This is a genomic window from Streptomyces sp. NBC_00464, assembly GCF_036013915.1.
Lineage (GTDB): Bacteria > Actinomycetota > Actinomycetes > Streptomycetales > Streptomycetaceae > Streptomyces.
Map to the genome: position 1 here is coordinate 6,628,750 of NZ_CP107899.1, position 20,483 is coordinate 6,649,232.

Here is a 20,483-nt window from a genome sequence, read left to right on the forward strand (position 1 = left end):
GCGTGCCAGACGCCGCCGGGCCCGCCCTTCGGGCGGACGGCGCTACTTTCAAAACACGCCCTAGAGGCCCTGGCCCTTTGAACGTGAGGGCGGGCATGCGGAAGGGCCCGTACCACCGACCGGGGACACTGTGTCCGCCAACCGGGTACGGGCCCTTCCCGCCGTCCTGTGCCGTGCCGTCGCGCTCCGGCTCAGGCGGCCTTGGCCTTCGTCGCGTACATGTCGACGTATTCCTGGCCGGACAGCCGCATCACCTCGGCCATCACGGAGTCCGTCACCGCCCGCAGCACATAGCGGTCGCGGTCCATGCCCTCGTAGCGCGAGAACTCCATCGGCTCACCGAAGCGGACCGTGACCTTGCCGGGCCGCGGCAGGCCGGCGCCGCCCGGCTGCAGCTTGTCCGTACCGATCATCGCGAACGGCACCACCGGAGCACCCGTCATCAGCGTCAGTCGCGCGATGCCCGTCCGGCCACGGTAGAGGCGGCCGTCGGGGGAGCGGGTGCCCTCCGGGTAGATCGCGAAGGCCTTGCCCTCGTCCAGTACCCGGCGGCCGGTCATCAGCGCCGCGACACCACCGCGGCCGCCGTCCCGGTCCACCGGGATCATGCCGCTGCCGGTGAAGAACCAGGCCATCAGACGGCCCTTGATGCCCTTGCCGGTCACGTACTCGTCCTTGCCGATGTAGAACACCGGCCGGTCGCAGCAGATCGGCATGATCATCGAGTCGATGAACGTCAGATGGTTGCCCGCGAGGATCACCGGCCCGGTCCCCGGAATGTTCTGGGCGCCTTCCACCTGGGGGCGGAACATCAGGCGCAGGATCGGTCCGAGCACTGCCTTGATGAGTGCGAGTCGGGACAACGGTTCCTCCGGTGTAGTGGCCGGGCCGGCCGAGGCGACGGATTGTGAGGGTCCATGCAGGTGAGGACGATACTCGCGGGTACTCGCTGATCGCACATCGGGTTCACCACTTGGATACGCAGTGTTGACGTGTGTTTGCGCCATGTTCGTCCAGATGGCGCTGTCCGGACCACGCCGCTGCCTACGCTCGGTCCTCGCCCGACAGGTGCCGGACATCACATGCGAGGAGCATTCATGACAGAGCGTGCGCAGGCCAGGCCAGGACGACGGACCGTCATGGGCGTGGGCGCCGCGGTACTCGGCACCGCAGCCCTCGGTGTCACCGGAACGGCGCAGGCGGCCGGGAAGCCCGCCGGGCACGACGGCCACCGCCTCGACCTGCCGGTGCCGACCGTCATCGGACACCGCGGTACCAGCGGATACCGCCCCGAGCACACGCTCGGCTCCTACCAGCTGGCACTCGACATGGGTGCGCACGTCATCGAGCAGGACCTGGTGCCGACCAGGGACGGCCATCTCGTATGCCGCCACGAGAACGACATCACCGCCACCACCGATGTCTCCGCCCACCCCGAGTTCGCGAGCCGCAGGACGACGAAGACGGTCGACGGCGTCGCCCTGACCGGCTGGTTCACCGAGGACTTCACCCTCGCCGAGCTCAAGACGCTGCGGGCCAAGGAGCGCATTCCCGGCAACCGCCAGAAGAACACGCTGTACGACGGCCGCTGGGAGATCCCCACCTTCGAGGAGGTCCTGCGCTGGGCCGACCGCGAGGGCCGCAAGCGCGGAAAGCCCGTCTGGCTGTACGTCGAGACCAAGCACCCCACCTACTTCCGCGGCCTGGGCCTCGGCCTGGAGGAGCCGCTCGCCAAGCTGCTGCGCCGCTACGACCGGCACCGCGCCCAGTCGCCGCTCATCCTCCAGTCCTTCGAACCCGGCAGCATCCAGCGGCTGTCGAAGCTCGTCGCCACCCCGCGTGTCGTACTGCTCTCGGGTGCCGGTTCCAAGCCCTGGGACTTCGTGGCGTCCGGCGACCCCCGCACCACCGACGACCTGGTGAAGCCCGCCGGCCTGAAGTGGATGGCGTCCTTCGCGCAGGGCATCGGCCCCACCCTGGACCTGATCATCCCCAAGGACGGCGCGGGCCGGCTCACCACACCGACCGCCCTGGTGCGGGACGCGCACGCGCAGGGCCTGATCCTGCATCCGTACACGATGCGCAACGAGAACACCTTCCTGCCCGCCGACTTCCGGCGCGGTACGGACCCCAACGCGTACGGCGACGCCTTCGGCGCCTTCACCGCGTACTTCGCCACCGGGATCGACGGAATCTTCTCGGACAACCCGGACACGGCGCTGCTCGCGGCGGCGGACTTCGCCGCCAAGTAGCGGCCCCGGGGCCTGAGGCGTCAGCACCCGGCCGGGGCGTGCCCCGGTCGGGTGGTCCCGGCAGGTTCGGCGACCGGCGGCCGGTATACCGGGTCGGGTGGGGGCATGACGCTTGTCGATCTTCCTCAGGCCCTGCCGGCCCCTGGCGCGGCTACTGCCGTCCGCACGCTGTATCCACTGGTCGCAGCCGAGGCGACGGCGGAGGCCGCGGCATCCGCCACCGGCGCCGTCGTCGACCCCGCCGATCTCGAACAGGCCGTCTGGCTGCGCCTGCTGGAACGGCTGGCCGACCAGGGGCTGCCCGCGGACCCCGCCCGGTGGGTGCGGGACACCGTCAGAGCGGAGGCCCGCCGGGCCCGCCGTACCGCACTGCGCGAGCGCCCCTACCGTGACGAGACCGCCGCCGACCCGTCCGGCTGCCCGGAGCGGGCCGCCCTCTTCGCCGACCAACGCCGGGTGCTGTACGCCGCCGTGGACCGGCTCCCCGGCTCCTGCGCCCGCTTACTGCGCGCACTGCTCGCCCCGGGCGATCCCACCTACCGGGAAATCGCAGGGGAGTTGGGTATGTCACAGGGGAGTTTGGGCCCGATCCGTTCCCGATGCCTTGGATGTCTGCGCAGAATGCTGGCGGCGGAGGTTGTAGCCCCTGAACTGCGGGGAAAGGGGCGGTAGACAACCGGCGGATCAGGTGAGCGAGAGGCATGCGCAGATGGGCATGAGCGTGATCATCTCGGCGGCGAAGGCACAGGACGCCGAACAGATCTTGAAACTCCAGTACCTCTGTTTTCAGAGCGAGGCGGAGCTGTACGGGAACTACCGGATCGACCCCCTCGTCCAGACCCTCGACTCGGTACGCGCCGAAATCGCCACGAACCTGGTGTTCGTGGCGCGCCTCGGCGAGGAAGTCGTCGGTTCGGTACGCGGTGCGGCGGACCAGGACGGCACGGGACAGATCGGGAAGCTCTGTGTGCACCCCCGGCTCCAGGGGCACGGCCTGGGCGCCCGCCTGCTGGGCGCGGCGGAGGCCGGTCTCACCGACCAGCGCTCGGCCACCCGCTTCCGCCTGCACACCGGACACCGGAGCGAGGGCAATCTGCGGCTCTACCGGCGCGCGGGCTACGCCCCCGTCGGCAACGAGACCGGTCAGGACGGTGTCCGGATGATCCTGCTGGAGAAAGAGGCCTCGGCGCCCGCCTACGTGACGAGCGCCTAGAAGTTACGCGGTCCGGGCGCGGCGCAGCCACATCATCCCGGTGACCGGAAGGATCACCGGGATGAACAGGTAGTCCCGGCCGAAGGACGACCAGACCGTGGCGTCCGAGAACGCCGAGGGCTCGACCAGGGTCCACGTACCCACGATCAGCACACCGGCGAGCTCGGCGGCGCAGCACACCAGTGCCGTACGCCGCGCCTTCTCGCCACCGCGCACCAGTGAGTACGTGATGAAGCCGTAGACGGCCGCGGCGGCCGCCGAAAGCACGTAGGGGAGCGGGGCCTTGTCGAAGTGCAGGATCATCTCGACGATCGCGCGGGACGCCGCCGCCACGGTGAACACGCCGTAGAACCAGACCAGTACCCGCCCCGGACCGGTGCCCAGATCGAAGGGCCGTTTCTCGCCGGCGGCCGCTGCGGGGGTGCGATCGGTGTCGGTCACGGTCAGTTTCCCCAGATGTCGTAGAGCCGTACTTCGAGAACGGCCAGCACGACCGCGCCCGCCGCCACCGTCACCGAACCCCACCGGGTCCGCTCGCTCAGCGACAGGAAGCCCGCCGCCGGTACGGCGAGGAAGGCCCCGATCAGATACGCGATGAAGATGGTCATGCCCTGCTCCGGCCGCTCGCCGCGGGCCAGCTGCACGATCCCCACCACCACCTGGGACAGGGCCAGCAGCGTGACCACGGCCATCCCGATGAAGTGCCAGTCCTTGGTCGGCTGGTCCCGGTAGGCGGCGAATCCGCACCAGGCGGCGAGGGCGAGGGCGGCCACGCCGACCGCGATCGTCAGGGCGTCAAGCATGAGCCGAGGGTATTACGGGTCGCGGGGGCCGTTGCGTGCACCCCCGTGCCCGGACGTCAGCAGCCCCTGGGGCCAGGCGGGGAAGCGATCGTGGTCTTGGCCACACGCCTGGGTGTCCCCGGCCGGTGCGGGCTGGAATCGCAAAGGGCGAGTCCCTTGTATCGATGCAGGTCACGGCGTTATGGGCGGACCTTGTCCTGGCCGGTCGACCGAAGTCGCCGCAGTATCCACAGCCGTCCGCTATCCGGACAACCGGTTCGACGGGAACCTGACGTCTGTTTTACTTGGCGCATGACCACGACGAGCAGCCGCACCCTTGCGACCGAGGCGATCACGACGCCCGGTGCTCGTTGTATGTGTCGAATGCGCGCCTTCTGAGGGCCCACGCCTGAGCCTCGCGCCCCGAAGCGAGACCGAGCCGGAGCCGTCCGCACCCAGCGGAACGCGCCCTTCCAGCACGTTGCCCCGCGGCCACCGCCGCGCCCGGCCGTGCCGGGATCCCGCTCGCCACGTCCGATCGAAACGTCCGGACAGCCTCATCGGACGACTTCCCCGTGCCCGGCGGACACCGCGCCGCGCACTCGACAGTGACGGAAACCCTGTGATCACCACTACGGGCCTCACGAAGGTCTACCAGTCGCGCGACCGTGAGGTCACCGCCCTGGACGGCGTCGACCTGCACGTCCGTGAGGGCGAGGTGTACGGCGTCATCGGGCAGAGCGGCGCCGGGAAATCCTCTCTCATCCGCTGCGTCAACCTGCTGGAGCGCCCCACCTCCGGCACCGTGACCGTGGCAGGCCAGGACCTCACCGCTCTCGCGGGCCGCGGCCGCCGGGCCGGCAAGGAACTGCGCGAGGCGCGCAGCCGCATCGGCATGGTCTTCCAGCACTTCAACCTGCTGGCCTCCCGCACCGTCCAGGGCAATGTGGAGCTCCCGCTGGAGATCCTCGGCGTCACCGGCCGCGAACGGTCCCGCAAGGCGCTCGAACTCCTCGACCTGGTCGGCCTCGCCGACAAGGCCAAGGCCTACCCGGGGCAGCTCTCCGGCGGCCAGAAGCAGCGCGTCGGCATCGCCCGCGCACTCGCCGGCGACCCCAAGGTGCTGCTCTCCGACGAGGCGACCTCGGCCCTGGACCCCGAGACCACCCGCTCCATCCTCCAGCTGCTGCGCGACCTCAACCGGCAGCTCGGTCTCACCGTCCTGCTCATCACGCACGAGATGGACGTCGTCAAGACGATCTGCGACTCCGCCGCGCTGATGCAGAAGGGACGCATCGTCGAGTCCGGCACCGTCGGCGACCTGCTCGCCACTCCCGGCTCCGAACTCGCCCACGAGCTGTTCCCGGTCGGCGGCAGCGCCTCCGGCCCCGACACCACGGTCGTCGACGTCACCTTCCACGGTGACGCGGCCGGCCGGCCGGTGATCTCGCAGCTCTCCCGTACGTACAACATCGACATCTCGATCCTGGGTGCCGCGATGGACACCGTCGGCGGCAGGCAGATCGGCCGGATGCGCATCGAGCTGCCCGGCCGGTTCGAGGAGAACGTCGTCCCGATCGGCTTCCTGCGCGAGCAGGGACTGCAGGCCGAGCTCGTCGACGGCACAGAGACCGAACCCGTCATCATCCCCGCACCGCTCACCAAGGAGGTGGCGAAGTGACCTGGTCCGAAATGCAGCCGCTGCTGACACAGGGCACCGTCGACACCCTCTACATGGTCCTGTGGTCCGCGGCCGTCACCGTCCTCGTCGGACTGCCGCTCGGTGTCCTGCTCGTTCTCACGGACAAGGGCGGGCTGTTGCAGAACACCCCGGTGAACAAGGTCATCGGCGTGATCGTGAACATCGGCCGCTCGCTGCCGTTCATCATTCTGCTGATCGCCCTGATCCCCTTCACCACCTGGGTCGTGGGCACCTTCATCGGCCCGACCGCGATGATCGTGCCGCTCGCCGTCGGCGCCATCCCCTTCTTCGCCCGGCTCGTCGAGACGGCGGTCCGCGAGGTCGACCACGGGCTCGTCGAAGCGGTCCAGTCCATGGGCGGCTCCATCCCGACGATCGTCCGCAAGGTCCTCCTCCCGCAGGCGCTGCCGTCCCTCGTCTCCGGCGTCACCACCACCGTCATCGTGCTCATCGGCTACTCCGCGATGGCCGGAGCGGTCGGCGGCGAAGGGCTCGGCTCCAAGGCCGTCACCTACGGATTCCAGCGCTTCGACAACCAGTTCATGCTCATCACCGTGGTGCTGCTGGTCGTCATCGTGACCGTGATCCAGCTGATCGGCGACGGAGCCGTACGCCTGCTGGCCCGCCGCGGCCGCACCACCTCCTGAGACTTCTCCTCCCCGAGCCCGCACTCCTTGTCCGGGCGTACCACCATCACCACCTGAAAGAGGCACTCTTCGTGCGTAAGAACATCAAGATCACCGCTGCTGCCGCCGCCACCGCCGCACTCGCCTTCGGCCTCACCGCCTGCGGTACGGACTCCGACCCGGCGTCCAAGGCCGAGACCGGAGCCAAGGCCGACACCTCCAAGGCCCTCGTCGTCGCCGCGTCCCCGACGCCGCACGCCGACATCCTGGACTTCGTCAAGAAGAACCTGGCGGCCAAGGCCGGCCTCAAGCTGGAGGTCAAGGAGTTCACGGACTACGTCCTGCCGAACACCGCCACCGAGACCGGCCAGGTCGACGCCAACTTCTTCCAGCACCAGCCCTACCTGGACGACTTCAACAAGAAGAACGACACCCACCTGGTCTCCGTCGGCACCGTGCACCTGGAGCCCCTCGGCCTCTACTCCAAGAAGGTCAAGGACCTGGGCGACATCAAGTCCGGCCAGACCATCGCCGTACCCAACGACACCACCAACGAGGGCCGTGCGCTCCAGCTCCTCGCCGAGAACGGCCTGATCACCCTCAAGGACGGCGTCGGCACCAGCGCCAAGCTGAGCGACATCACCGACAAGAAGGGCCTGGAGTTCAAGGAGCTGGAGGCCGCAACCGTCCCCCGCGCCCTGAACGACGTGGACGCCGCCGTCATCAACGGCAACTACGCCATCGAGGCCGACCTCAAGCCCGCCAAGAACTCCCTGGCCCTGGAGAAGGCCGACGGCAACCCGTACGCCAACATCATCGCCGTGAAGAAGGGCAACGAGAAGGACCCCCGCGTCCAGAAGCTCGTGAAGCTCCTCCACTCCGACGAGGTCAAGAAGTTCATCGAGGACACCTACCAGGGCTCGGTCATCCCGGCCTTCGGTACCGCAGCCAAGTCCTGACCCCGGCACGGCACTTGCTCACAGAGCCCCGCACACCCCTCCCGGGTGCGCGGGGCTCCGCCGTGCAGACCCGGCCATGCACAAGGCCGACCCGATGCTGCATGCTGTGCCTTTACACGGTCTTCGGCATGGAGCTGCGCATGACTTCCACCTTTCCGGACATCTCCATCAGCACGGACCGGTTGGTGCTGCGCCCGTTCGACATGGCGGACGTCCCCGCGCACATCGAGATGATGAACGACGAACTCGTCGTCGCCTGGACCGAGGCACCCCAGCCCTACACCCAGGTCGACGCCGAACGCTGGGTCCGCAGGATCGCTCCCGCACAGCGCACCAAGGGCGACGGCATCGTGCTGGCCGTCACCGAGTTCCTCACCCAGCGCCTCGTCGGCTCGGTGCGGCTGCGCAACACCGACTGGCGCACCCGCGCCACCGAGGCCGCCTACATCACCGCCCCGTGGGCGCGTGGCGAGGGCTACGCCACCGAGGCCATGCTGGCCCTGTCCCAGTGGCTCTTCCGCGACCAGGCCTTCGAGCGCGTCGAACTGCGCACCGCCGCCGACAACACCGCCTCCCAGCAGGTCGCGCAGAAGCTCGGCTGCATCAGTGAGGGAGTGCTGCGCAACGCCCGCATAGCCCGCTCACAGACCGAGGACGGAGGATGGACCGACATCAGGACCGATCTGATCGTCTGGGGCCTGCTTCCCGAGGACCTCGAAGGGGTCGCCGAAGAGCTTGCCGACGCCGGTGGCTACGGCACCTACAACGACTGGAACTGAGAGCGTCCGACTTTCCCGGGGCCCCGACGCCGCACTGGTCCGGACCAGGTAACCTCACCCTGCCCGACCCCGGGCGACCAGCCCCACCTGCGACAACTCCAGGAGACTGACGACAGATGGCCGACCGGGTCACAGTGATCGGCTGGGACGGCTCGCCACTGACCAGAGTGGCCACGGCCGCGCTCTCGGCCGCCACCCTCGTCGCCGGCGCCGCCCACCACCTCGCGCTGCCCGAAGTCCCGCACGGTGCGGAGCGGATCCGCCTCGGCTCCGTCGACCTCGCGGCCCGCCGGATCGCCGGCCACCGCGGCAGCGCCGTGGTCCTCGCCGACGGAGACCCCGGTTTCTTCGGGGTCGTCCGCACACTGCGCGCACCCGAGCACGGCCTCGAAGTCGAAGTGGTGCCCGCCGTCTCCTCGGTCGCCACCGCCTTCGCCCGCGCCGGCATGCCGTGGGAGGACGCGCAGACGGTCGTCGCCCACCCCCGCACCCTGCGCCGCGCCGTGAACGTCTGCCGCGCCCACCACAAGGTCGCCGTCCTCACCTCGCCCGGTGCGGGCCCCGCCGAACTCGCCCTCCTGCTCGAAGGAGTCCACCGCACCTTCGTCATCTGCGAGGAACTCGGCACCGACCGCGAACAGGTCACCGTCGTCACCTCCGACGCCGCCGCCGACCATGTCTGGCGCGACCCCAACGTCGTCATCGTCATCGGCGGAGGGCCCGAACAGCGGGCCGAAGGAGCCTGGATCGCCGGCCGCCACCCCGCCTACCCCCAGGGCGTACGCGGCTGGGCGCTGCCCGCCGACGCCTACCGGGGCACCACGACGGACGCCAGGGGCGAGAGCGGCGAGGGCGAGGCCCCCGGGCTCCGCGCCGCTCAACTCGCCCACCTCGGGCCCCGCACCGGGGACCTGCTCTGGGACATCGGCTCCGGCAGCGGCGCCCTGGCCGTGGAGGCCGCCCGCTTCGGCGCGGCGGTCCTGGCCGTCGACAGCGACCCGGACGCCTGTGCCCGTACGGCCGCGGCTGCCCGGGCCTTCGGCGTCCAGCTCCAGGTCGTCGAGGGCCGGGCCCCGCATGTGCTGGAACGGTTGCCCGAACCCGACGTCGTACGGATCGGAGGCGGCGGCGCCCCTGTCGTCATCGCCGTCGCCGACCGCAGGCCCGAGCGGATCGTGACGCATGCGTCGACCCGGGACGAGGCGGAGGCGCTGGGTGCGGCCCTCGCGGAGAACGGCTATACGGTCGCCTGCTCCCTCCTCCAGTCCGTCGAACTCGACACGGCCGCATGGTCGGAGCGCGAACGCACAGTCGTCTTCCTGCTGTCCGCGCTGCGTTCGGACCTTGCCCCCTGACCCGGTCGGCATACGGTGCGAGGTAGGCTGGCCGATCGTTGCACCGCGCCCGGACGTTCGTCGCTTCGTTCGTCAATGTCCGGAAAAGGGGACTGTTTTGGCCCCCGTTGTGGTACGGCAGAACCGGGGGACGCGCAACGTGGCGCAGTCCACAGCGAGCCGTGGCGAAATGTCCTGCCGCGGCGGCGAACGACCGCGAGAATGCAGTATGTCCGCGACCGATTCGTGCCGCGCGGCTCGCCCGCTCGTTCCACTGGACGAGCACCGGCGTGCCGCGTTCGGGCGTCCCGGGCGAAGGGCCGAAGAAGCACTGACGATGGGCGAGGGGTACGCATGAGTGACACCGGCCAGATCCCGGGCGAGGGACTGCCGGAGAACGCAGGCATGGTGGAGCAGACGGGCATCCCCGCCCCGGACGCTTACACCTTCCTCGACCCCTCCGAGCATGCGTCCGAGGACGACGACCTCCTGCTGATGCCGAGCGCCCAGGGCGCCTGGAGCGAACCCCAGGCCGGCCAGGCCCCGCTGCCCGGACAGGGCGGCGGGTACGAGCCAGGACCCGTCCCCCAGCCGCAGCACATGCTGCAGGGTGACGCCGGAGCACAGGCCCCGGTCCCGTTCCAGGAGCAGGTCCCGGCGTACGCCATGCAGCAGGCCGCGGCCCAGTCGCTTCAGGAGAGCGGCCAGGGCACCCATGAGTCCGGCGGCCGCAACTCCGGGCATGTCGACCTCGGCGGCGTGCGTATCCCGTCGCCCGTCCACGCGCCGGCGCAGACCCAGGTACCCGTGACTCAGTCCCAGAGCCATACCCAGGCACCTGTGCGCCGCCCGCTGCACCGCGGCCCGGCCTCCGCCGAATCCGGCCCCTCCTACGGTGGTACGTCCGGCGGCGTGGTCCGTTCGCTGGCCGACCGTGGCCCGGCGGGCGCGCCCCAGCCGCAGGCCCAGCCCCCGATGCAGGCCGCCGTTCAGGCACCCGCACGGCACGCCGGCCCGGTCACCGCCGAACCCGAGTACTTCGAACTGCCCGCCGACGAGGTGGCCGCGCTCCCGGGACCGCAGCTCGGCGAGATCCCGCCGCAGGGCGTGGGTCAGTGGGCCGCTCAGGCCTCGCCGCAGGCCGTCGTGCCCGTCGTGGACGCGGAGCCGTCGGCACCGGAGGTGACGGCAGCAGAAACGGTCGTCCCGGAGCCGGTCGCCGCGGAGCCGGTTGCGCCGGAGCCGGTTGTTGCGGAGCAGGTCCTCCCGGAGCCGGTGGCCGAGGAGCCCGTGGCCGAGGTGCAGGCGCAGGAGCCCGCGCCGGTCGAGCAGCCCGTCGAGCCGGTGGCAGTCGAGCCGGTAGCCGTCGAGTCGGTAGCCGTCGAGCCCGCGCCCCTCGTGGCCGATGAGCCGGTACCCGCACCCGCGGCGGTCGGGGCGCCGGACGAGGCCCCCGAGGAGGCGCCCCCGGCCGAGGTTCTGGCGGAAGCCGCTCCCTTGCACGCGGCACCTGCCGAGGCCGCACCTGCCGAGGCCGTCGCACCCGCTGAGGCCGTAGCCCCGTCCGAGGCCGCACCCGCTGAGGAGCCGGTCGCCGAGGCAGTGCTCGCCGAGGCCCCGGCCGCCGAAGCCCCGGCCGAGGAAGCCCCGGTCGACGTCGAGGTCGCGGCAGCCGTGCAGCCGCCGGTGGAGCCGGTTCCCGACGGAGGAACCCTGGGCCGGTTCGTGCCCGTGGCCGACACGCTGCCGACCGCACCGCACCCGGCTCCGGCGCCTGTGTCCGAGCAGTCGGCAGAGCCCGCTCCGGAGGCCGTGGCAGCCGTCACGGAGACCGGTCCGGCCGAGGCGGTGGAGACGGTCGCGGTCGTTGAGGCCACTGCTCCGGAATCCGTGGTCCTGCCCGAGCCGGAGACGGGTCCCGAGGTCATCGAGACCCCGGACCTCACGGACAGTCACGGCTACTTGGAGCCCGCACGGCCCGAGGCCGTCGAACCCGAGCCGGAGACCCGGGCGGCCGAGCCCGCGGAGACCGTCGAGGCTCCCGCAACGGTCGACGAGCCCGAAGCCTCCGACGCCCCGGCCGTCGAGGCCGAGGAGGTGCCCGTCGCCTCGCCCCCCGCCCCCGGCTACGACGACGCCGAGCGCGAGGCCGTACTGCGCGTCATGCGCGAGCGCCGCGACATCCGCAACGGCTTCCGCAGCGACCCCATCCCGCACGAGGTGCTCCTGCGGGTCCTGGAGGCCGCGCACACGGCGCCCAGCGTCGGGCACTCGCAGCCCTGGGACTTCGTCGTCATCCGCTCCGCGGAGACCCGCCGCTCCATGCACGAACTGGCTCAGCACCAGCGCGAGGCCTACGCGAAGTCGCTTCCCAAGGCGCGGGCGAAGCAGTTCAAGGAACTGAAGATCGAGGCGATCGTCGACACCCCGGTCAACATCGTCGTCACGGCGGACCCCACCCGCGGTGGCCGCCACACCCTCGGCCGGCACACCCAGCCGCAGATGGCCCCGTACTCCTCGGCGCTCGCCGTCGAGAACCTGTGGCTCGCCGCACGCGCCGAAGGCCTCGGCGTCGGTTGGGTCAGCTTCTTCGACGAGCGCGAGATGGTCCGCGCCCTCGGCCTGCCCGAGCACCTCGAAGTCGTGGCGTACCTCTGTGTCGGTTACGTCGACGAGTTCCCGGAGGAGCCCGAGCTGATGCAGGCGGGCTGGTCCAAGCGCCGCCCGCTGTCCTGGGTCGTCCACGAGGAGACGTACGGCCGCCGCGCCCTGCCCGGTGAGGAGCCGCACAACCTGCTCCAGGAGACCATCGCCGGTATCCGGCCACTGGACGCCAAGGCGCTGGGCGAGGCGTGGGAGCGCCAGAAGCGGATGACCAAGCCGGCCGGTGCGCTCGGCATGCTGGAGATCATCTCGGCGCAGCTCTCCGGGCTCTCCCGGATGTGCCCGCCGCCGATCCCGGAACCCGCGGCCGTCGCGATCTTCGCGGGTGACCACGGAGTGCACGCCCAGGGCGTCACGGCCTGGCCGCAGGAGGTCACCGGCCAGATGGTCGCCAACTTCCTCGGCGGCGGCGCGGTCTGCAACGCCTTCGCGGCCCAGGTCGGTGCCGAGGTGTGCGTGGTCGACGTCGGTGTGGCCATGGAACTGCCCGCGCAGCCCGGCCTGCTGCCCCGAAAGGTGCGCGCCGGAACGGCGGACTTCACGACCGGCCCCGCGCTCACCCGCGAGGAGGTCGTCGCCGCGATCGAGGTCGGCATCGAGACCGCCCGCGATCTGGTGGCGGCAGGCAACAAGGGCCTGCTGACGGGCGAGATGGGCATCGCCAACACCACGGCGTCCGCCGCCCTGATCTGTGTGTACACGGGGATGGACCCGGCCGAGGTGACCGGCCGCGGCACCGGTATCAACGACGAGATGCACGCCCGCAAGATCGATGTGGTGCGCCGCGCCCTCGACCTGCACCAGCCGGACCCGGCCGACCCGATCGGCGTACTGGCGGCCGTGGGCGGCCTGGAGCACGCCGCGATGGCCGGCTTCCTGCTCGGCGGCGCGTCGCTCCGTACGCCGGTCATCCTCGACGGCGTGAGCGCGGGCGCCGCGGCCCTGGTCGCACGCGCCATCGCCCCGGAGGCGCTGGCCGCCTGCATCGCGGGCCACCGCAGCGCCGAGCCCGGCCACGTCGCCGCGCTCAACAAGCTGGGCCTGCGCCCGCTGGTCGACCTCGACCTCCGCCTCGGCGAGGGCACGGGCGCGCTGCTGGCGCTGCCGATCGTGCAGAGCGCGGCCCGCGCGATGCACGAGGTGGCCACGTTCGACTCGGCGGGCGTCACGGAGAAGTAGCGCAGCCGCGGGGGTTTCGGGGGCGCTACCCCCCGGACCCCCGCTCCTCAATCGCCGGAGGGGCTTGATTCTGCCCGTCCTGCTTGATTTCGCGCGCGGGCGGAGGCAATTCCGGCCTCGCTGGCGCTTGAGGCGCGGGGTCCGGGGCGGAGCCCCGATCGGCCCCGCGCCCCACCCCGTATCGTGAACCCCACCCCCACCCCCGCCCCACCCCCGCACGTCACAGCCGCTCCACCGCCGCAGCGGCCGCAGCCCCCGCATCGCACGAGGAGCCCGCACCGCCATGGCCGAGCACGCCGATCACCCCGCCTACCCTGTCGGACTGCGCCTGAGCGGGCGCCGCGTAGTCGTCGTAGGCGGCGGCCAGGTCGCGCAGCGCCGTCTCCCCGCCCTCATCGCGGCCGGCGCCGACATCGTCCTCGTATCGCCGGCCGCCACCCCGTCCGTCGAGGCGATGGCGGACGCCGGCGAGATCCGCTGGGAGCGCCGCCCGTACGCCGACGGGGACCTGGCCGACACCTGGTACGCCCTCATCGCCTCCGACGACACAGCGGCCAACGACGCCGCCTCAGCCGAGGCCGAGCGCACCCGCACCTGGTGCGTCCGCAGCGACAACGCGGACGCCGCCACCGCCTGGACCCCCGCCACCGGCCGCAGCGAGGGCGTGACGGTCGCCGTGCTCACCACCGACGCCCACGGCCGAGACCCGCGCCACTCCGCAGCCGTCCGCGACGCCATCGTCGAGGGCCTGCGCGACGGCACCCTCGCCGCACCCCACCACCGCACCCGGGCCCCCGGCGTCTCCCTGGTCGGCGGCGGCCCCGGCGACCCGGACCTGATCACGGTCCGTGGCCGCCGCCTCCTCGCCGAGGCGGACGTCGTCATCGCGGACCGGCTCGGCCCGCGCGACCTGCTCGACGAACTCCCGCCGCACGTCGAGGTGATCGACGCCGCGAAGATCCCGTACGGGCGCTACATGGCGCAGGAGGCGATCAACAACGCCCTGATCGAGCACGCCAAGGCGGGCAAGGCCGTCGTGCGGCTCAAGGGCGGCGACCCGTTCGTCTTCGGACGCGGCATGGAGGAGGCCCAGGCGCTCGCCGCCGAAGGCATCCCGTGCACCGTCGTGCCCGGCATCTCCAGCTCGATCTCGGTTCCCGGAGCGGCCGGCATCCCCGTCACCCACCGCGGTGTGGCCCATGAGTTCACCGTGGTCAGCGGCCATGTCGCCCCCGACGACGAGCGTTCGCTGGTCGACTGGGAGGCCCTCGCCCGGCTGCGCGGCACCCTCGTGCTCCTGATGGCCGTCGACAAGATCGGCGCCATCGCCCGTACGCTCATCGCCCACGGCAAGTCCCCCGAGACCCCGGTCGCCCTGGTTCAGGAAGGGACCACGGCCGCCCAGCGCCGGGTCGACGCGACGCTCGCCACGGTCGCCGAACGGGCCGTGGCCGAGGACGTCCGCCCGCCCGCCGTCATCGTCATCGGCGACGTCGTCGCGGTCGGCCCGGAAGCCGCCGTGCGGACCGCCGAGTAACCAGCGGTAACGGATCTTCCTCCAGACCGTTGGCACCACACACCGGACAAGGCAGTATCAACCTGTGGCTGATCTCATCACCGTCGACGACCCCGACGACCCCCGCCTGAGCGACTACATCGGTCTGACCGATGTCGAGCTCCGGCGCAGGCGAGAGCCTGCCGAGGGCCTGTTCATCGCCGAGGGGGAGAAGGTGATCAGACGCGCCAGGCACGCCGGGTACGAGATGCGCTCCATGCTGCTCTCGGCGAAGTGGGTCGACCTGATGCGCGACGTCATCGACGAGGTTCCGGCGCCCGTGTACGCGGTCAGCCCCGAACTGGCCGAACGCGTCACCGGCTACCACGTGCACCGCGGCGCCCTCGCCTCCATGCAGCGCAAGCCCCTGCCGACGGCCGACGAACTGCTCCGCACGACCCGCCGCGTGGCCGTCACGGAGGCCGACGGCGACCCGGCGGACACCGGCGCGACGTCGCCTTCGGGCCCACCGGAACGTGCTGGCCAATGCCGTATCGCGATCTTCGAGGACATCGTCGACCACGCCAACCTGGGTGCGGCCTTCCGTAATGCGGCGGCTCTGGGAGTCGACGCCGTATTCCTCACCCCGCGCTGTGCCGACCCTCTTTACAGGCGGGCCGTGAAGGTGTCCATGGGGGCTGTTCTCGCGGTCCCGTACGCCAGGTTCGAGTCATGGCCGCGTGACGCCGAGGTCATCCGGAAGGACGGCTTCGTGCTCGCGGCCCTGGCCATCTCGGCGAGTTCCATCACTCTCGACGAACTCGCCGGCCGCCGTCACGAGAAGCTTGCCCTGATGCTGGGCACGGAGGGGGAGGGGCTGTCGGCCGGTGCGCTCCTCGCCGCCGACGAGCATGTACGCATCCCGATGGATGCCGGTGTCGACTCCCTGAACGTGGCAGCCGCCTCGGCTGTCGCCTTCTACGCCACCCGGCCGAGGTCCGACTGACCCCGGATGCCGAGAACCATGATCGCGTCATGAACGCGTAGGCGTTTGCCCGGGCGTGCGGCTACTGCTCGCTGTGCCCCTGGGTCTGGCCCTGGCCCGCGCCGAGACCACGGGCCGGTCCCTGACAGCCCTGAGCCGCCGCGATACCCAGCGCCACCAACAGCGTCACCACGACGAAGACCACCAACCGCTGCCGCAACAGCCGGGGATTGGCGGGACGCCGGCCGGTCGAGGTCGTGCGGGCGCCGGGCCGGGTACCCGGCCTGCCGTTCGTCCCCGCCGGGCCCTGAGGCCGCTTTCCCGAACGCGTCGTGCTGCGCGGCGGCTGCTGTTGCGCGGGCCGCGAACCACCGGTGCGGGGCGCCGCCGGACGCGCCGCCGCCTGCCGGCTCTGCGGCCGGGACACCGGAGCGGGACCGGGCGCGCGACGCGTCTGCTGCTCGGTGTACGGGCCGTCCAGGCGCCCGGTCGGCCGGTCCGCCTCCTGCGCCGAGCGCTGGGCGGGCGGCCTGCTCTCGTGCAGCCCCTGGGCCTCCCGCGCCGCGATCTCCTTCAGCCGCATGGAGAGTTGCAGCGTGCTGGGCCGCTCCTCCGGGTCCTTCGCCAGGCACGCGCTCACCAGTGGGGCGAGCGCGTCGTGCACGTCGTACAGCTGAGGCTCCTCGTGCACCACGCGGTAGAGCATCACCTCGGAACTGCCGTGCCCGAAAGGTGAGTCGGCCATGGCGGCGTATGCCAGCGTGGCCCCGAGGGAGAAGACGTCCGTCGCGGGCGTCACCGCCGCGCCCCGCACCTGCTCGGGCGCGAGGAAGCCGGGCGAACCCACCGCCGTACCGACGTGCGTGAGGGTGGAGGCACCGGTCGCCCAGGCGATGCCGAAGTCGATGATCCGGGGGCCCTTGGGGGACAGGAGGATGTTCGACGGCTTCAGGTCACGGTGCACGACTCCGGCCTCGTGCACCGCCACCAAGCCCTCGGAGAGCGCGGCCCCGATCGAGGCCACCTCGGCGGCCGACAGCGGGCCTTCCTCGGCCACCTTGTCGTGCAGCGAGGGCCCCGGAACGTACTGCGTCGCGAACCACGGGCGGTCCGCCTCCAGGTCGGCGGCGACCAGCCGTGCTGTACAGCCGCCGCGGATGCGCCGGGCGGCGGACACCTCGCGGGCGAACCGCGAGCGGAACTCCTGATCCTCCGCCAGATCGGGGCGGATCACCTTCAGCGCCACCCGCTGGCCCCGCCGGTCCGAGCCGAGGTAGACGACACCCATGCCGCCAGCCCCGAGCCGCCGGTGCAGCCTGAACGAGCCGACGACACGCGGGTCCTCGCGCCGGAGCCGCATCATCGCCATGTCTGCCCATCCCCGCTGCCTGGTCCGCCTGACGAGGCACAGCTTACGTACCCGCCGCCCGGGGCGCTCAGAGGCCGCGCCCTCGCCGGAGAATCGATTGTCAGTGCCGGGTGGGAAACTTGAGGAGTGGTCAGGGAGCCGCGGATCCAGGCTCCCGGGCCCGTGCGAGATCTCAAAGGTCCGTCGCAGAAGGGGGATTGGATCAATGAAGGGCGATCGAGTCGAGATAGTCGTGGACGCCGGAGACACGACCCGAACCTACGAAGTAGTGGCATCCAGGGCAGGGCGCAGGGTGGAGACCGCGGTCCGCCGCGGGGTGGTCGAAGTGAGTGAAGTCACTCGAAACGGATCAGTGGTGCGCACCGCCCGTTTCATGTCGACCAGGGTGCTCGCCCTGGTCGAACAACCGGTCCCCAGGGAGGACGGCTCCGAGCGTCCCCTCCGGGATGACCCCAACGTCCGGTAGACCCGTCTCCACCCAGGGGAGTACGCCGACTACCCACGGCTCATCCTCCGGGAGGCCCGGCATTCGGTACGCGGGCATGACGCCGCCCGCTTCCCGGGTACCTAATGTTGAAGTCAAGCGGCGGGCGCCGCACTCGTCCCCCGAGGTCAAACGCCCGCCGCTCCACATCAGGTCAGGAGAGGAACCATGGCGGACACGGCAGCGCGGACGATCATCCGCACGCAGGGACGCAGGGCCTATGCCTCGTTCGGCAGCCGCCCGTCGTCCGGCAAGCGTCACCCGCTGGTGGCGACGGTCATGGTTCTTCCTCTGGCGGCCCTGCTCGCAGTCGTCTTCGGCGGCTGGGAAGCGGTGGTCACACAGGCGTCGTCCGTGGGCGTGATGCTGGGGCGCTGAGCGGCGCCCCGGGTCCGGAAGAGCGGTCCGGACCGGGACATCCGGCCAACAACCCCGTGGGGACGGGGGTGCGGCGGACGGCAGCGTTTGTCCGGTCAGCTGGGGAGCTGACCGGACATCGCGCTGTCCGGGGCCGTGCGGGCACGGATGGATGCCGCGGCTGGGCCCGGCACCGGGAGCCGCCGACCCCGTGCGCCGGCCGGCCGGCGCGATCCGCGTACGCTCTCCGGCGGGCGCGGCACCGGCCGGGCCCGCCGATCCTGTGCCACCGGGGGAGTCCGTGACCACCGCAGTCGTACGTGCGCTGGGCGCCCTCGCCCACGAAGCGGCCCACGCCCGTTCCGGGCCCCGCGGCGGCTGCCCGGCACCCGCCGTCCTCGCGGACCGGGCGGACGGCACCGTGGTCCGCTGCGGCTCCGTCGTCGCCAAGGCCCACGCCGCCGGTACGGACATCGCCGCGCTGTCCGTACGCCTCGGCCTGGCCGCCGACCCAGGTCTGGCCGGCATCCTGCTCGCCCCCCTCCCCGTGCCGCCCGGCGCGGGACCGGAAGTGACCGCCGCCGTCTCGCCGTTCCTGACCGAGCTGCACGGCCGTCCGGTCACCCTGTGGCCCTACGGGGAACCGGTGGACCCCGGCGACCCGGACGACGCGCCGTGGGAGGAGGCGGCCGTCCTGCTGGCCCGCCTCCACCGTGCCGGGAGCAGGGCGGACCGGCCCGCACCGGGCGGTTCCCCAGTGCCACCGCCCATGCGCGGCCCGGCGAAGGCCGCGCTCGCCGTGGCCCGGATGCGGGCGGCCCGGCCGGGCGATCCGGCCACGGCCCCCGTGCTCGCGGCCTGGCGCGGTCTGCCGCCCTGGGCGCGGGACGAGGCCCCCGCTCCCGAACACCGTGCGCAGGGTCTCTGCCACGGCGATCTGCACCTGGGCCAGCTCGTCCGGCACCCCACCCCTCACGGTGCGTGGCTGCTGATCGACGTCGACGACGCGGGGCCTGGCGACCCGGCCTGGGACCTCGCGCGGCCGGCCGCCTGGTACGCGGCCGGACTGCTGCCCCCCGAGGTCTGGTTCCGCTTCCTGGGCGCCTACCGGGCCGCGGGCGGCCCCGCGGTGGGCGCCGACGGTGACCCGTGGGCCGAGCTGGATCCCGCCGCCCGCGCCCTGACCGTACAGACGGCGGCACTGGCGCTCGCCAAGTCCGCGGCGGAGCGCAGGGTTCCGGATGAGGTGGAACAGGTGATGATCGACGCCTGTGCCCGAATTGCCGCTCTCCCGCCCGAGTTGGCCGCCGAACACTCGTCGTAGGGTGAACCGACCGCCGTCGGGCATGCATTCCGGCGACGGCTAACCGACGGCGAGGAGTGAGCCCGCAGATGCAGTGTCCCAAGTGCCACGCACAGATGCAGACGTACAACCGCAATGGCATTCAGATCGAGCAGTGCAGCGGCTGCCGGGGGATATTCCTGGACTACGGCGAGCTGGAGTCCCTGACCCGCATGGAGGCGCAGTGGACGCAGCAGGCTCCGCCGGCGCCGCCCGCGCCGCAGGCCTACCCCGCGGCACCGGCACCCGCCTGGGGCGCCCCGCAGCACCACGGTGGACACCACCAGGGCCACTACCGGCAGAAGAGCTTCGGCCGGATGCTCTTCTCGTCCTGATCCGGACCGCCCCGCGCCGTGGCCCGGATGTGTCCCGTCCGGGCCACGGCGGCGGGCACCTGCGACAACGGCGAAGCCCCGGTCGTCGAGACGACCGGGGCTTCGAAGGGTGCGCGATACTGGGATTGAACCAGTGACCTCTTCCGTGTCAGGGAAGCGCTCTCCCGCTGAGCTAATCGCGCAGGGTGAACCTGCGTGTACTGCGTGCGCGATACTGGGATTGAACCAGTGACCTCTTCCGTGTCAGGGAAGCGCTCTCCCGCTGAGCTAATCGCGCGGGGACCCTTGCGGATCAGTGGACGATACTGGGATTGAACCAGTGACCCCTTCCGTGTCAGGGAAGTGCTCTCCCGCTGAGCTAATCGTCCTTGGAGGTGGAGACGGGATTTGAACCCGTGTAGACGGCTTTGCAGGCCGTTGCCTCGCCTCTCGGCCACTCCACCAGGGGTGGGGGTTCGGGAAAAATCCCCCACCTTCTGCGAGCGGACGACCAGGTTCGAACTGGCGACCTCAACCTTGGCAAGGTTGCGCTCTACCAACTGAGCTACGTCCGCTTGTCGGTTCCGGTTCACTTGCGCGTCCCGGCGACGTGTTGAACTCTAGCGGATTCCGGGGCCAGTACAAAA

At 71.4% G+C, this 20,483-nt stretch carries 19 protein-coding genes and 5 tRNA genes; 15 read left to right on the plus strand and 9 right to left on the minus strand.

The genetic code is table 11. The features are described from left to right. Positions 1–191 precede the first annotated feature (191 nt). A complete protein-coding gene (locus OG912_RS29785; RefSeq protein ID WP_326735166.1) occupies positions 192–863 on the minus strand; it encodes a lysophospholipid acyltransferase family protein in 672 nt (223 codons plus the stop codon). 234 nt (positions 864–1,097) lie between these two features. On the opposite strand from OG912_RS29785, the gene OG912_RS29790 reads away from it, so the two are divergent. The 3 genes from OG912_RS29790 to OG912_RS29800 all read left to right on the plus strand — a co-directional run bounded on the left by OG912_RS29790 (position 1,098) and on the right by OG912_RS29800 (position 3,465). After that, positions 1,098–2,252 carry a glycerophosphodiester phosphodiesterase gene (locus OG912_RS29790; RefSeq protein ID WP_327712017.1) on the plus strand — a complete coding sequence of 385 codons (1,155 nt, stop codon included), beginning with the start codon at positions 1,098–1,100 and terminating at the stop codon, positions 2,250–2,252. Positions 2,253–2,357: 105 nt separating this feature from the next. Then, the gene (locus OG912_RS29795; RefSeq protein WP_327712018.1) at positions 2,358–2,924 is read left to right on the plus strand and encodes a sigma-70 family RNA polymerase sigma factor; all 567 of its coding nucleotides are present in this window, start codon (positions 2,358–2,360) and stop codon (positions 2,922–2,924) included. A gap of 37 nt (positions 2,925–2,961) precedes the next feature. Continuing rightward, on the plus strand, positions 2,962–3,465 hold the full coding sequence (locus OG912_RS29800) for a GNAT family N-acetyltransferase (protein ID WP_326740526.1): 504 nt from the start codon (positions 2,962–2,964) through the stop codon (positions 3,463–3,465). A 3-nt stretch (positions 3,466–3,468) separates the two neighbouring features. Here the strand turns inward: OG912_RS29800 and OG912_RS29805 are convergent, their stop codons facing one another. Together OG912_RS29805 and OG912_RS29810 are read right to left on the minus strand one after the other, a co-directional pair. Further along, on the minus strand, positions 3,469–3,906 hold the full coding sequence (locus OG912_RS29805) for a hypothetical protein (RefSeq protein ID WP_327712019.1): 438 nt from the start codon (positions 3,904–3,906) through the stop codon (positions 3,469–3,471). Between the two features lie 2 nt (positions 3,907–3,908). After that, the gene (locus OG912_RS29810; RefSeq protein ID WP_326735163.1) at positions 3,909–4,268 is read right to left on the minus strand and encodes a hypothetical protein; all 360 of its coding nucleotides are present in this window, start codon (positions 4,266–4,268) and stop codon (positions 3,909–3,911) included. 601 nt (positions 4,269–4,869) lie between these two features. Between OG912_RS29810 and OG912_RS29815 the strand changes: the two genes are divergently transcribed. From OG912_RS29815 to OG912_RS29850, 8 genes are all read left to right on the plus strand, one after another. Beyond that, a complete protein-coding gene (locus OG912_RS29815) occupies positions 4,870–5,928 on the plus strand; it encodes a methionine ABC transporter ATP-binding protein (RefSeq protein ID WP_327712020.1) in 1,059 nt (352 codons plus the stop codon). Next, entirely contained in the window at positions 5,925–6,596 is a 672-nt protein-coding gene (locus tag OG912_RS29820) for a methionine ABC transporter permease (protein WP_326735161.1), read from the plus strand. Before OG912_RS29815 ends, OG912_RS29820 begins: the two co-directional genes overlap by 4 nt. Before the next feature lie 71 nt (positions 6,597–6,667). Continuing rightward, positions 6,668–7,534, plus strand: coding sequence for a MetQ/NlpA family ABC transporter substrate-binding protein (locus tag OG912_RS29825; RefSeq protein WP_327712022.1), 867 nt, complete (start codon positions 6,668–6,670; stop codon positions 7,532–7,534). 101 nt (positions 7,535–7,635) lie between these two features. After that, the gene (locus tag OG912_RS29830; protein ID WP_327712023.1) at positions 7,636–8,313 is read left to right on the plus strand and encodes a GNAT family N-acetyltransferase; all 678 of its coding nucleotides are present in this window, start codon (positions 7,636–7,638) and stop codon (positions 8,311–8,313) included. A 116-nt stretch (positions 8,314–8,429) separates the two neighbouring features. Beyond that, positions 8,430–9,668 carry a precorrin-6y C5,15-methyltransferase (decarboxylating) subunit CbiE gene (cbiE, locus tag OG912_RS29835; protein ID WP_327712024.1) on the plus strand — a complete coding sequence of 413 codons (1,239 nt, stop codon included), beginning with the start codon at positions 8,430–8,432 and terminating at the stop codon, positions 9,666–9,668. Between the two features lie 333 nt (positions 9,669–10,001). Further along, a complete protein-coding gene (gene cobT, locus OG912_RS29840) occupies positions 10,002–13,490 on the plus strand; it encodes a nicotinate-nucleotide--dimethylbenzimidazole phosphoribosyltransferase (protein WP_327712025.1) in 3,489 nt (1,162 codons plus the stop codon). Between the two features lie 283 nt (positions 13,491–13,773). Further along, positions 13,774–15,027 carry a uroporphyrinogen-III C-methyltransferase gene (gene cobA, locus OG912_RS29845; RefSeq protein ID WP_327712026.1) on the plus strand — a complete coding sequence of 418 codons (1,254 nt, stop codon included), beginning with the start codon at positions 13,774–13,776 and terminating at the stop codon, positions 15,025–15,027. Between the two features lie 64 nt (positions 15,028–15,091). Then, positions 15,092–15,991 (plus strand): TrmH family RNA methyltransferase, encoded by a 900-nt coding sequence (locus OG912_RS29850; protein WP_327712027.1) that lies wholly within the window; start codon positions 15,092–15,094, stop codon positions 15,989–15,991. Between the two features lie 61 nt (positions 15,992–16,052). On the opposite strand, the gene OG912_RS29855 is transcribed toward OG912_RS29850, so the two are convergent. Then, positions 16,053–17,339 carry a serine/threonine-protein kinase gene (locus OG912_RS29855; protein WP_327712028.1) on the minus strand — a complete coding sequence of 429 codons (1,287 nt, stop codon included), beginning with the start codon at positions 17,337–17,339 and terminating at the stop codon, positions 16,053–16,055. A 205-nt stretch (positions 17,340–17,544) separates the two neighbouring features. On the opposite strand from OG912_RS29855, the gene OG912_RS29860 reads away from it, so the two are divergent. The 4 genes from OG912_RS29860 to OG912_RS29875 all read left to right on the plus strand — a co-directional run bounded on the left by OG912_RS29860 (position 17,545) and on the right by OG912_RS29875 (position 19,857). Then, a complete protein-coding gene (locus tag OG912_RS29860) occupies positions 17,545–17,805 on the plus strand; it encodes a hypothetical protein (protein ID WP_326735153.1) in 261 nt (86 codons plus the stop codon). Between the two features lie 186 nt (positions 17,806–17,991). Beyond that, positions 17,992–18,201: a hypothetical protein gene (locus OG912_RS29865; RefSeq protein ID WP_326735152.1), complete on the plus strand. Its 210-nt coding sequence runs from the start codon at positions 17,992–17,994 to the stop codon at positions 18,199–18,201. A gap of 280 nt (positions 18,202–18,481) precedes the next feature. Beyond that, positions 18,482–19,504 carry a phosphotransferase enzyme family protein gene (locus OG912_RS29870; protein ID WP_327712029.1) on the plus strand — a complete coding sequence of 341 codons (1,023 nt, stop codon included), beginning with the start codon at positions 18,482–18,484 and terminating at the stop codon, positions 19,502–19,504. 68 nt (positions 19,505–19,572) lie between these two features. Then, positions 19,573–19,857, plus strand: a complete 285-nt coding sequence (locus tag OG912_RS29875; protein WP_326735150.1) for a TFIIB-type zinc ribbon-containing protein — start codon at positions 19,573–19,575, stop codon at positions 19,855–19,857. 110 nt (positions 19,858–19,967) lie between these two features. Here OG912_RS29875 and OG912_RS29880 read toward each other — a convergent pair. The 5 genes from OG912_RS29880 to OG912_RS29900 all read right to left on the minus strand — a co-directional run bounded on the left by OG912_RS29880 (position 19,968) and on the right by OG912_RS29900 (position 20,411). Then, positions 19,968–20,039: transfer RNA gene (locus OG912_RS29880), tRNA-Val, on the minus strand. 23 nt (positions 20,040–20,062) lie between these two features. Next, positions 20,063–20,134, minus strand: a tRNA-Val gene (locus OG912_RS29885). A gap of 19 nt (positions 20,135–20,153) precedes the next feature. Further along, a tRNA-Val gene (locus tag OG912_RS29890) sits at positions 20,154–20,225 on the minus strand. A gap of 1 nt (position 20,226) precedes the next feature. Next, positions 20,227–20,300 (minus strand) — tRNA-Cys (locus OG912_RS29895). A gap of 38 nt (positions 20,301–20,338) precedes the next feature. Beyond that, a tRNA-Gly gene (locus OG912_RS29900) sits at positions 20,339–20,411 on the minus strand. Between the last annotated feature and the right edge of the window lie 72 nt (positions 20,412–20,483).

Excerpts from the sequence above, each read along its gene's own strand:
- OG912_RS29875 (WP_326735150.1), top strand. The coding sequence starts at position 19,573 with ATGCAGTGTCCCAAGTGCCACGCACAGATGCAGACGTACAACCGCAAT.
- OG912_RS29790 (WP_327712017.1), top strand. The coding sequence starts at position 1,098 with ATGACAGAGCGTGCGCAGGCCAGGCCAGGACGACGGACCGTCATGGGC.
- OG912_RS29865 (WP_326735152.1), top strand. The coding sequence starts at position 17,992 with ATGGCGGACACGGCAGCGCGGACGATCATCCGCACGCAGGGACGCAGG.
- OG912_RS29800 (WP_326740526.1), top strand. The coding sequence starts at position 2,962 with ATGGGCATGAGCGTGATCATCTCGGCGGCGAAGGCACAGGACGCCGAA.
- cbiE (WP_327712024.1), top strand. The coding sequence starts at position 8,430 with ATGGCCGACCGGGTCACAGTGATCGGCTGGGACGGCTCGCCACTGACC.
- OG912_RS29855 (WP_327712028.1), bottom strand. The coding sequence starts at position 17,339 with ATGGCGATGATGCGGCTCCGGCGCGAGGACCCGCGTGTCGTCGGCTCG.
- cobA (WP_327712026.1), top strand. The coding sequence starts at position 13,774 with ATGGCCGAGCACGCCGATCACCCCGCCTACCCTGTCGGACTGCGCCTG.
- OG912_RS29830 (WP_327712023.1), top strand. The coding sequence starts at position 7,636 with ATGCTGTGCCTTTACACGGTCTTCGGCATGGAGCTGCGCATGACTTCC.
- OG912_RS29810 (WP_326735163.1), bottom strand. The coding sequence starts at position 4,268 with ATGCTTGACGCCCTGACGATCGCGGTCGGCGTGGCCGCCCTCGCCCTC.
- OG912_RS29795 (WP_327712018.1), top strand. The coding sequence starts at position 2,358 with ATGACGCTTGTCGATCTTCCTCAGGCCCTGCCGGCCCCTGGCGCGGCT.
- OG912_RS29860 (WP_326735153.1), top strand. The coding sequence starts at position 17,545 with ATGAAGGGCGATCGAGTCGAGATAGTCGTGGACGCCGGAGACACGACC.
- cobT (WP_327712025.1), top strand. The coding sequence starts at position 10,002 with ATGAGTGACACCGGCCAGATCCCGGGCGAGGGACTGCCGGAGAACGCA.